This window comes from Micromonospora sp. NPDC003776, from assembly GCF_053605645.1.
Genome location: NZ_JBSGJR010000200.1, coordinates 1 through 10720, shown reverse-complemented (window position 1 = coordinate 10720; position 10720 = coordinate 1). Strand labels below are relative to the sequence as shown.

Annotated in this window: 9 protein-coding genes and 1 pseudogene; 2 read left to right on the top strand and 8 right to left on the bottom strand. The window is 68.5% G+C overall.

Annotated features, from left to right (window positions below; translation table 11 throughout):
- From ACWEVO_RS17820 to ACWEVO_RS17810, 3 genes and pseudogenes are all read right to left on the bottom strand, one after another.
- Positions 1–224 (bottom strand): annotated as a pseudogene (locus ACWEVO_RS17820) (hypothetical protein); the annotation flags it as partial.
- Positions 225–451: 227 nt separating this feature from the next.
- A complete protein-coding gene (locus ACWEVO_RS17815; RefSeq protein ID WP_452308634.1) occupies positions 452–1249 on the bottom strand; it encodes a CPBP family intramembrane glutamic endopeptidase in 798 nt (265 codons plus the stop codon).
- Positions 1250–2437: 1188 nt separating this feature from the next.
- A complete protein-coding gene (locus tag ACWEVO_RS17810; protein ID WP_452308633.1) occupies positions 2438–3544 on the bottom strand; it encodes an IS110 family transposase in 1107 nt (368 codons plus the stop codon).
- Between the two features lie 642 nt (positions 3545–4186).
- Here ACWEVO_RS17810 and ACWEVO_RS17805 point away from each other — a divergent pair.
- Positions 4187–4726 (top strand): histidine phosphatase family protein, encoded by a 540-nt coding sequence (locus ACWEVO_RS17805; RefSeq protein WP_452308632.1) that lies wholly within the window; start codon positions 4187–4189, stop codon positions 4724–4726.
- 40 nt (positions 4727–4766) lie between these two features.
- Here the strand turns inward: ACWEVO_RS17805 and ACWEVO_RS17800 are convergent, their stop codons facing one another.
- The 5 genes from ACWEVO_RS17800 to ACWEVO_RS17780 form a co-directional block, all read right to left on the bottom strand.
- Positions 4767–5396, bottom strand: a complete 630-nt coding sequence (locus ACWEVO_RS17800; RefSeq protein ID WP_452308631.1) for a DUF402 domain-containing protein — start codon at positions 5394–5396, stop codon at positions 4767–4769.
- A 165-nt stretch (positions 5397–5561) separates the two neighbouring features.
- The gene (locus tag ACWEVO_RS17795) at positions 5562–5990 is read right to left on the bottom strand and encodes a DUF4259 domain-containing protein (protein ID WP_452308630.1); all 429 of its coding nucleotides are present in this window, start codon (positions 5988–5990) and stop codon (positions 5562–5564) included.
- Positions 5991–6262: 272 nt separating this feature from the next.
- Positions 6263–6511 carry a hypothetical protein gene (locus ACWEVO_RS17790; RefSeq protein WP_452308629.1) on the bottom strand — a complete coding sequence of 83 codons (249 nt, stop codon included), beginning with the start codon at positions 6509–6511 and terminating at the stop codon, positions 6263–6265.
- Positions 6512–6781: 270 nt separating this feature from the next.
- Positions 6782–9055, bottom strand: a complete 2274-nt coding sequence (locus tag ACWEVO_RS17785) for a PxKF domain-containing protein (RefSeq protein ID WP_452308628.1) — start codon at positions 9053–9055, stop codon at positions 6782–6784.
- 128 nt (positions 9056–9183) lie between these two features.
- Positions 9184–9504: an HAD-IC family P-type ATPase gene (locus ACWEVO_RS17780; protein ID WP_452308627.1), complete on the bottom strand. Its 321-nt coding sequence runs from the start codon at positions 9502–9504 to the stop codon at positions 9184–9186.
- Between the two features lie 593 nt (positions 9505–10097).
- Between ACWEVO_RS17780 and ACWEVO_RS17775 the strand changes: the two genes are divergently transcribed.
- The coding region (locus ACWEVO_RS17775; RefSeq protein WP_452308626.1) for an ABC transporter ATP-binding protein at positions 10098–10720 on the top strand (623 nt) is incomplete at its 3' end.

The window sequence follows — 10720 nt, the reverse complement described above, 5'->3', positions numbered from 1 at the left end:
GCCCGGCCATGGGCGAACACTCCGGTCGGGGTGGCGGCGCGGCAGGCGCGGTGGGCGTCGCGTGCCGGCGAGCATGGGTACGCCTTGCCTGTGCAGCGAAGGTTGGCGCACCGGCCGGGCTGATGCGGATCGGGCAGGTGGGCGGCGGCGACGTCGGTGGCGAGCAGCCACAGCAGGACGTCGGTGACATTGCGGGGGACGGCGCGGCGGTGCGACTGGGCCATCGGTCGGCCTCTCGCGGACGGTGACGGTGGTCAGCCGGTGCCACAAGGCGGCGAGTCGGCCGCCCTGGTGGTGTTCGTGTTCATGGTCGTAGTGGTCGTGCGAGTGGTCATGGCGGCCACGCCGCGTCCTCGGCGGCGTTATCAACGAGTATTACCGAGCTGCCTGATCCACCTGCAAATCCGCAGCTCCCAGCCTGAAACAGAGTTTTTGGCACCGTGCAGGGCCGTCAGGGTTGCTGGGCGGTGACTGGTTCGATGTGGTGCCGGCGTGCCAGTACGACGATGGCCAAAACCGCCATGGTGACGATGGCCAGGAGTGAGAGGAGGTAGGGCTTGCCCGGGATTACCTGGGCTGAGATCAGGGAGAAGTCCCACATTCCGTGGATGATGGCCGGCACGGTGATGCCGCCGGAGCGGCGTCGGATGAGGTAGAGGAAGTAGCCGGCGACCATGGTGGTCAGTACCTGGGCCAAGGCTACGGCACCTGCGGTGAGCAGGTTGGTGGCGTGGGCGAGGGCGAAGATAACCGTGGACCACAGGGCGACCTTTCCTTCGGTGAACCCGGTGGAGCGGAACACGGTCACCCCGAGCCCACGGAATATCAGTTCCTCGCTGGCGCCGATCAGCAGTGCGGAGAGCAGGAGTGTCAGGGTGAAGGTGGCGCCCTTGGTGGCGAGGGCGCCGTAGTCGGTCACGATGAGAGCGCAGGTCGCCATGCCGATGGGCACGACCACGACCCAGCGCTGGACCGGATGGTTATCCCGCAGGACCGGCGGCCACCAGCGAAGCCAGGAGATGGCCGCGATCACCAGCACGACGGAGACCGCCTCCGGAACCGTGATGCTCCGCCACATCTCGTTCAGCGTTCTGGGCGCGGCGTATCTCGTTTCCAGGCCACTGGTCAGGGTCAGTGCCAGCCCGTGGAGCACGACCAGGTAGGCGACGACCATGCCGACGAACGCGACCACGGATAGGCGTCGGCTGTCCGCCGGCAGGAGGTGCCGCGAGTTCGACGGCGGCGTCATGCCACCCTCTGTTCCTTCATACCGAGTCAGGTCCACGCCTCGCCGCCGTATCACGGCGCCGGCTACCCCGCTTCGGCCGAATCATTCCGGCCTGTACCGTGCCAAAACTCGGTTTAAGGCTGTGTGCTGGAGATTTGCCTGGCGGATGAAGCGGCTCGACAAAATTCGTCGATGACGCCGCCCAGGACGCGGCGTCGCCGGGTCGGCTTGTCGATCGCGACGATTGCGTCGGGGTCGTAGCCGGGTGGATGCTGCTCCAGGCTCTGGTGTGGCCGGTGCCGGACGAAGTGGTCCTCGTAGTCGCGCAGCACGGTCGGGCGTGCTGTTCGTTGTAGATAAGGACCCGGTCGGTGCACTCGGCCCGGACGCTGCGCACGAAGCGTTCCGCGTACGCGTTCGCCCGAGGCGTGCGTGGCGGTGTCTTCACCACGTCGATGCCTTCGGCGGCGAACACGGCGTCGAACATCGGCGTGAACCTGGCATCGCGGTCGCGCCCTGGCCGCCCGCCTACTCACCCACGCAGACGCAGGCGAGTAGACCGCCACAGCGGCCCGTCGACGTTGGTACTCGAGCAAGCATGAAACATCCGCTCTTGCCGCCGACCGTGCGCGCGGTGTCTCAGCACGCCGGTCACGCTGAGTAAACGTCAGCCTCGATGCTGTTCCTTAAAGACGTGCCGAGGCGAAGCGCCAAGGCACCGGGCGACGCCACGTCGCGCGCCGGGGTCCGGGGAGCACGTGGGGAGCAGCCGTGTGTACTGAACGGCGTTGAACTGCATCCAACAGCACGCAACGGCGCTCAACTGCACCCGCCCCCACCTGCGACTTGTCATTACCGCAGGTCATCCCTGAAGGAGCGGGGCCGGTCAAGGGTGGTGCTGGTCTTGGTTTGGGTCTTCTTCGTCGTGTTCTGGGCGCGCCGAGGTGAGGCGTCGGGGTCAAGGTTCGGGCGTAGCCCGACCGCGTAGCGGCCGTAGGGCCTTGACGCCGGCGCCTCGCGGCGCACGATCTGGGCGGCGGAGAAGTGTGAGTGGGGTGGCTCCCAGGTCTGTCTTCTGATCAGGGGCGTTGCGCTCATCAGTGCCGGTGTCCCGGCGGTGGGCAGGCCCGTGGTGGGGCTGCCGGTCATCCCTTCGCCCGGCGGTGGCGGGCATGATGGGGTGCGCGGTGCGCCGGTCGGCGGGGTCAATCAGAAGGGGCGACCACGCCAGGTGTTGTGGGGGTCATGACCTGCACGACCCGCGCCGATCGGTCGAGGCGGCGGTTCATGCCGCCGAGAGGGTGGTGTGGAGGGCGCGAACGTGGTGATCGCGTAGCGCGTAGTAGACGTACTCCAATTGCCGACGGGCGGCCGCGACGAGCCGATGTTGCGGCCGCGGTGGGCGGCGATGCGGTCACGCATGTGTCCGACCTTGCTGGTCGCGGGCAAGGTCTGCACCGACTCGACCGCGGCCCAGCGCACCAGCCGGGAGCCCTGTTTCGTGATCGGTCCGCGGCGCACCCGGTTGTCGGACTCGTGGTGGCGGGGGGTCAGTCCGGCCCAGCATGCCAGCTGCGGTGCGGCGGGGAAACGGGTGATGTCGCCGATCTCGGCCACGAACACCGCACCGAGGGTGGGTCCGATGCCGGGGATGGTTTGGACCGCCGTGTAGGCCGGGTCCCGGGCGAGCCGGGCGCGGGCCAGCCGGGAGAAGACGCCGATCTCGACGTCGAGTGCGTCCATCAACCGGCGCAGCGACGCGATTCGGGCCGTGTAGGCGGTGGGCAGGTCAAGCCGGTCCAGTAGCGCGGTGCCGGCCACTCCGAACAGGTCGGTCATCGGCACCTGCACCCCACACTTGGCCAGCACGGCGTGCACCTCGGCCTTGCACAGGCTGCGCACGGCGACCAGCTTGGCGCGGTGGCGGACCAGCTCCCGCAACTCCCGCGTCGCCGGCGGGGCGATCCACCCCTGGGCGAGGCGACCCATCCGCAACAGATCGGCCAGGTCGATCGCGTCCCGGACATCGTTCTTCACCCGCCGGTACTCGAACGCCTTGACTCCCAACGGGTGCGCCAGGTGCACACTGGCCCCGGCCGCCTGGAGCGCGTCCACCGCCCAGTACCAGCCGTAGGTGGCTTCCAGCACCACCTCCGGCGTTTGCCCGGCTCGGGCGATCACCTCGGTCAACCGGTCGGCGTCGTTGACGATCCGCACGCTTTCCAGCACCTCACCCGACTCGGTCATCCGCACGATCACCGAGCGGCGCCGGTGTAGGTCGATACCCACGAACTGCTGTCCCGCATACCCTTCCACCAGGGGCCTCCTTCGTCGTGGACGTGAGCACTCCCAGCATCCCGCCGGGAGGTCACGAGGAGCGGAGGCCCCGCTCCTTCATCGCATCAGAGCTGGTGCAGCGTCCTGCTTCACACGGAGTGCTCACCCGTATTGAGCAGCAGTCGGCGGCGTCCTATGTCGCCTGGCAGGGGAGCACGCGCAGGTCACGGCGGCAACGAGCTGCTGGATGGCCTGGCCTTGCAAGTGGGAGCAGATTGGGTGCAGGTTGGCGAAGTGGTCGCCGCGCCCGAAGTGATCACCGGCACCGGGCAGGGGGCGAGGCTTTGACCTGCGGTGATGCGGTCGAGCGGTGCGGCGTGACCTCCCAGAGAACGCCGAAGTGGTCAGGGTTCGCTGCTCCCTGCCTGGCTTGTGCCGGCTGTCGGCCTGGAAACGCCTCAGCCTCTCGTTCATAGCTCCCGCAGCGTTGCCGGCCGAAGGTCGCCAGCAGGCCTCGGCCTGCTGGCGCACTTCGGCAACTCTTCAGGCTGGAACGAAGTCGTCCGCCGAGGGATGTGCGACTGGCGTTGGCCACGTGATCTGCGACGCCTAACTGCGCTGATCGCTGCCGATCATCGCCGGGGTACCCGGGGTGCCGTGTCGCCACGGTAGCCTCGGTCCGTGTCGATCGAGGTCGTCTTCGAAACCCATGCATTGAGCGAGGACAACGAGCGAGGATTGGCAACCGGCTGGCTGCCAGGGCGGCTGAGTGCCCAGGGCCGCGAAAATGCGGCCGAGATGGGCCGTCGGCGACGGCACGACGGGATCGCCGCCGTGTTCTGCTCGGACCTTCGACGGTCGGTCGAGACGGCGGAGATTGCCTTCGGCGGCACCGGCATTCCGATCTTGTATGACTGGAGGCTGCGCGAGTGTGACTTCGGCTCCCGCAACGGCACCCCCTCAGTCGAGGTGAGCCGCGACCTCACGGACCATGTCGACCGGCCATATCCGGACGGTGAGAGTCACCGCCAAGCGGTCGGCCGGGTTGCCCGCAGCCTCGCAGAGCTACCTACGCGGTGGGCCGGGCGGCGGGTCATGGTGATCGGTCACATCGCCACCCAGCGTGGCCTTGAGCATGTGGTCAACCAGGCGACCGTGGAAGATCTGGTAGCGCTCGGGTTTCAGTGGCGCGAACACGGCTGGGAATACCGGCTCGGCTAGGCCTGAGCCGAAGGTGTGGAGTATCGGCTTGGTTGATCAGTCATGCCGGGCGGTGGAGCGGGAACTTCATGTCGTCGCCGAGCCGCAACAGCGGCCAATCGGGATCCGGGCGGAAATCGGTGTGGATGCCGTCGAACGGGCAGTCTCCGGCCTCGATCAGCTTGGTGAGTCGTTCGCCTTCAGCACGAATGGCGTCGGCTGCGGCGCTGTCGAAGTAGAGGGGGTGGCCGATGCGGCGGTCGAACTCGTCGGCGTCCTTCCATTTCCACTGACGCTGCGGCGTGACGACGATGTCGAGGACCAGGTCGATGGTCTCCACGCCGTTGTGCCGTCGGACGTAGGGCTTTTCAAGGTTGACGTACCAACCGGCGAAGTTGCCCTCCTGGAAGAACCACCACACCGAGTAGCTGGCGTTGGCGGGCATGAGGAGCAGGACGTCGTAGCTGTGCCAGGCGCGGACGGTCAGTTTCGGATCGCGCATCCGGTCGGGGGTGACTTCGTGCGGGGTGTTGCCGTCGGCGTCGACGAGCGTCGCGAAGTCACTGCCGGCGGGCTGCCAGAGCAGCAGGCCCATCTCGTCGTCGCTGATTACTCGCATCGGCTGCACCCACGTGCACCACTGCCCGCGTAGGTATCGACGTGTGATGACTTGCCCTGCCTCGAACGCCATCGCCGCAGCCTAGCGGATCTTGGCCAACTCGAGACGCTTCGAGGTGCGCTGGCATATTCTTGTCACACCTGGGAGAACGGTCCTCCAGTCTCCCGGATGTCACCAGACCCCAAAGTCAGACGCGCCTGCCAGAGAACAGTCTCGGGACGTGGGTGACACGTCCGGCTAGATCGCCGCCCGAAGGATCGCGGCGAGGTCGTGAACGGTCCGTTGCGCGTCGAGTCTGTCCGCTTCGGTGGTCCACCCCTGATGCCACGGCCCGTCAGGGCCGGCGACAAAGAGCAACGACTCCAGTGCGGGCGCGGCGAGGTCCAGCGCGGACGTGGGAAGCAGCGCTATGTCTGTCTCGTCCGACAGTTCCGCCAAGCGGTGTTGTAGGTGCACCCCGCCGGGCAGCGCGGCGGCCACGAGTGCTGCCGCCGCAACGACCTGGTCGGGGAAGAACTCTCGCCAGAGGAGGTCGCGGTTGGCTAGGACGTAGGTGAACATGTGCCGGAGCGCGTCGAAGTGCTGCTTTGGCGGCCTTTCGGCCAGTTCTTCGAGGAAGTCCAGGGCACCGTCACTGCTAAACGGCCCGGTTCCGAACGTGCCCACGTCACCCTCTCATCAGAGGACAGCCACCGTCGAAGTCGATGAGCGCACTACACAAGAACCTGCGCAGCGTAGCGCCCTGTTACGCACGTCCTGATACATCGCCAACCCCGCCGCCGGGGTCCACCGTCGTCCGGTCTGTCGTGGGCTGTGCTCACCTTGCGCCTGGTGTGCAGGCGCCGGCGGTGCGTTCGTCGTCGGTGGTGACCGCTGTTAAGTAACGGGTAGTCATCCCGCGGACGCCGGCGACGTTGAGGACCGGTGAGGTAGTGGGGTCAGCTGATCGTGACGGGCCGGCTCTCGGTGATCGGGCTGGCGAGGCCGGAGGTGTTGACGGCCCGCACCCCGTAGATGCGGGTGCCGGTGCCCGGGTTGCGGTCGACGTAGGTCTGTCGGGTAGGTGAGGCTTGCCCGATCGGTAGCCAATGGCCGGTCGCGTCGCGTCGCAGGCATTGGTAGTACGCGAGGTCTTCGCCGGTGGCCGGCCAGGTCAGGCGAATGGTGCCGGTGTCGGTGACGGCCATCAGCCGTGCTGGCGCGAGTGGCGCGATTCGTGCCGCTTCCTGCGACGTGATCCCGGTCGGGCTCGATGGGGGTGGAGGCGCTGTCGGCGGTTCCGGGCCGGTGGCCGTGGCGGTGTTCGGCGGGGGCGACGGCGTGCCGGCTGTTGCGCATCCGGCCGCAGCCAGGAGTACGGCGGCTGCGAGGAGCGGTGCGCGGGTCATGATCAGCTGCTTTCTGAGGTGTCCTGGCAGGGGCACCGTGCGTGGAGCCCCTGCCAGGAAAGGGTTGGTCTACTTGAACGTGAAGTTGGCGGAGTGTTGCGTGCCGTCGTTGAAGGTCACGGTCAGCTGGCGACAGGTGCCCGCCCACGACTTGGCGGTCTTCCACACGTAGGTGTACTGATCAGTGGCCGGATCGTACGTCAGCGTGGCATTCCCGGGGCTGACGGTCTGCTCGATCTCGTCGACCGGGGCGCCGGAGTCACAGGTCACCTGCTGGGAGGCGGGGGAGCCGGCGGCGAAGATGTCCAGACCCTGGTCACCACCGAGGCTGAACTTGACCGGGATGGCACTGCCGGCCTTCGCGCTGTTGACGGTCGGTGGGTTGTTGACCGGGGAGAAGAAGCCGGTGAACGTGTACCGCGACGCCGGTGGGCTCTTCTGCTCCTCCTCCGGTGTCATGGTCTCGTTGTTGTCGGTGACCATGGGCAGGTCCGGGGTGACTCCGGCCAGGCCGATCGCGCCGCCCGTGAGCTTCAGGTTGGCCCAGTCGTTGTAACCGTTGAGCGTCCCGTTGGCGCCGTCGTTGTTGACGTCGAACGACACTCCGGTCTCGGTGGAGTTGCCGTTGCAGTTCCAGTCGATGGCGCCGCCCGCGTTGTTGACCGCGACGTAGGCTCCCGGGATCGGGCACCAGTGTCGGGTCCCGTAGCCGGCCGCGCCGATCCCCGCGGGCTCGCTCAGGCTGTTCTCGTTCAGGCTGCCCAGGGCTGAGCGGGAGTAGTCGAACGTGCCGACGGCCCCGCCCTTGATGACGCCGCTCATCTGGAAGCCGTAGCTCATGATGCTCAGGTAGTTCGGCTTGTAGTTGGTGTCGTCACCACCACCGTGGCGCAGCGAGAGATTGTGGCCCAACTCGTGCATCAGCGTGCCGGCCTGCTCGCTGTCGCTGCCGGTACCTCCGGTGAACGAGCCGAGGCTCACGATCAGGTCAGAGGCGCCGATGCCCCGGGAGATACCCGACGAGGTCGTCGAGTCGTAGTTGTGGGCGGCAACCACGTAGTGGAAGATCGGCGTACGCCCGGTCGGCGTGAAGTTGGCGTCCTTGAGCGCCTGGAACGCGCTCCAGTCGTAGCCGCCCCCGCCGGAGGTGCCCAGGTTGGCGACGTAGGCGAGCTGGTTGGCCTTGCTCAGCGTCCCCCAGGTCGCGTTGGTCGCGTAGTTCATGATGCTCGACGAGCCCTCGTCGATGTGCAGGCTGATGCCCACTGATCCGGTCGGGCTGACGTACGGCGACGCGGCGAACGCGTCGACGACCTTCTTGAGCGCGGCGGCGCTCAGCTTCTGGTTGTGGGTGGCATCGGCCATCCAGTCGATCTGCAGGAAGATGTCCGGCTTGTTCTTGTCCGCGCCCATCGCCGGCAGGTCGATGAACTGCGGCGCGAGCGGGCCAGCGCCGTCTGGGTCGATGGTCACGCCGCCCGTCTCCCACTCGTCGAGCAGCCCGTCACCGTCGCTGTCCACCCCACCGCCGGTGGCGCAGGAGCCCGGCGGGATCTCGAACGCGATCGCCCGGCGCGGCTCGTACGCCTCCATCGACCACATCACCGTCTTCGGCGAGAACGTGACGCTGTCGCACTCCAGGTCCTCGTCGCGTACCCCGCCGGCACCGGTGGCGAAGTCGAACGCGGGCGCGTGCGTGCTGCGCTGCACCACCCAGACGTGGTTGCAGCCGTCCGAGCCCTGGAACAGCAACTGGCCGCCGATGGCCAGGCCGCTGTTGTAGCAGCCGCTGCCGGTCCAGCCGAAGCTGCCCAGGCTGGTGCCGGCGGTGGAGTAGTGGAAGATGGTCGTGGACGTGTCCGGGCTGATCAGCAGGCTGTCGTCCTGCGCGTCGTACGCCAGCCCGTCATCGAGCCCCTCGACGGCGCCGGCATCGGGCGCGTTGAACACCACGGACCCGGTACCGGTAGCCGGGTCGATCAGCCGCACGTCGCCGTCGGCGCCCGCGCCGCCCCAGCCGGCCCAGATCTTCTTGCGATTGCCGTCCCAGGCCAGCGCACCCAGGCCACCCGCGACGGTGTAGGAGGCGAGCACCGCCCCGGTGATCGGATCTGCCTTGTACAGGTCCGGGCTCGAGGCGTAGCAGCTGTACCAGAGGTTCTTGCCGTCGAACGCGATGCCGACACCGATGCCGCTGGAGCACGACTGCGAGAAATTCGTCTGTTGAACCAGGTCCCCATTCGCCGCGAGCGCCGGTAGCGGCCGAGCGGCCACCCCCAAGGCGAGCACCACGATGCCAACTACCGTCGCGCGGAGCCGTTGACGCCAGACTCTTCGGTGCATGCCACGCACCTTCCTTCACGTTTTGAGGCGAATTGGCGATCGGAGGTATCGCCGGCCAACACCCTTCGCCGTGAGGTCATCACCGAGAATCACTGAGACCGTGATCCGACACCGGAACAAACCGAACGTCAGGGAGGGCCCTCCACTGATCCGCGGCATCGCGCTGAACCACCGGCGACGCGGGCCAGATCAGCGCCGCGGGCGCCCATGGCGATACCGACGTCGGCGGCGGCGAGGGCGGGGGCGTCGTTGGCGCCGTCTCCGGTCACGGCGACCACCTCGCCCCGGCGCTGCAGCAGGGTGACGATGCGGTACTTGGCGGCGGGGGTGGCGCGGGCCACCACGGTGCCGTGGGTCAGCAGGGCGTCCAGGTCGCTGACCGCCGGCCTTGCGGTGGCCTCCGACGTGGCCGACCTTGCCCTGACGCGCGGCCCTCGGTTGGGCGACACGCGTTTCGCGGTGCTCGTCGGTGGGTTGGTGGTGGCCTTGCTGGCCGGGTTCGGGCTCGGCCGGTTCGGTACGGGCGACGAGCGGACCGCCACCGGCGCACCGCCGGCCACGGCTGCCGCTGGCGGCCCGCCCGCAGGGCAGCGTGCGCTGACGGCGGGGACGGGCACCAGCAGCGCCGGGTACTGGTGCGCACACCCATCCGGGTGACAGCACCGTGAGTCAGACGCAGGCGACCGGGACGTTGGTCAGCGCCGGCGGTCACACCCTGCAGCCCGTGCGGTGGTCCCAGCCGGCCGGCGTGCGCGTGGACTACCGGTTCCGGATCGTCGGAGCCGACCGGCAGGCGGCGACGCGCTTCACGGTCGTACACGACAGGCCCCTGCATTTGGTTGTGGTGGCTCGCGACCTGAGTGGATACCAGCACCTGCACCCCACCATGGCACCCGACGGCACCTGGAGCCCCTGAAGCTGACCCGGTCCGGCGGCTACCGCATCTACGCCGATTTCTCCCTGGCCGGGACCGACGGCAGTCCGCTGCCGCTGGTCCTGGGCGTCGACCACGACGTGCCGGGCCGCGTACACCCCGGCCGCGTTGCCGCCGGCGCAGCCGCAGGCGGCGGCCGGGCCGTTCACCGTGTCGATGGACGGCACGCCCAGCGTCGGCGTGGCGGCGCCGATGGTCTTCCGGGTCAACCGCACCGGCACGTCCGCACAGGTCTGCACGGCCGGGCTGGTCCGGCAGTTCCGCACTGGCGCCGAGCGACTCACCGCGATCGACGACGTGTCGCTGGAGATCACGGCCGGGCCGGTGGTGGCGCTGACCGGGCCGAGTGGCTCCGGCAAATCCACCCTGCTGCACCTGATCGGCGCGATCGAGCAGGCCGACCAGGGCACGATCACGGTGGACGACGTCGAGGTCAGTACGCTGCGTCGGGCCGCCCTGGCCCGCTACCGGCAGCGGGTCGGCTTCGTCTTCCAGCGCTACCACCTGCTGCCCGCGCTCACCGTGCTGGACAACGTCATCGCGCCGGTACTGCCCCGCCGGGGCCACGCCGCACACGCGGCCCGCGCCCGTGAGCTGCTGGACGCGGTGGGGCTGGCCGGCCGGGAACGGGCGCTGCCCGCCCAGCTCTCCGGCGGCCAGCAGCAGCGGGTGGCGATCGCCCGCCCGCCGCTTGGGGCGCCCCCGCGGAAGGGAGGCGACGATACGACCGC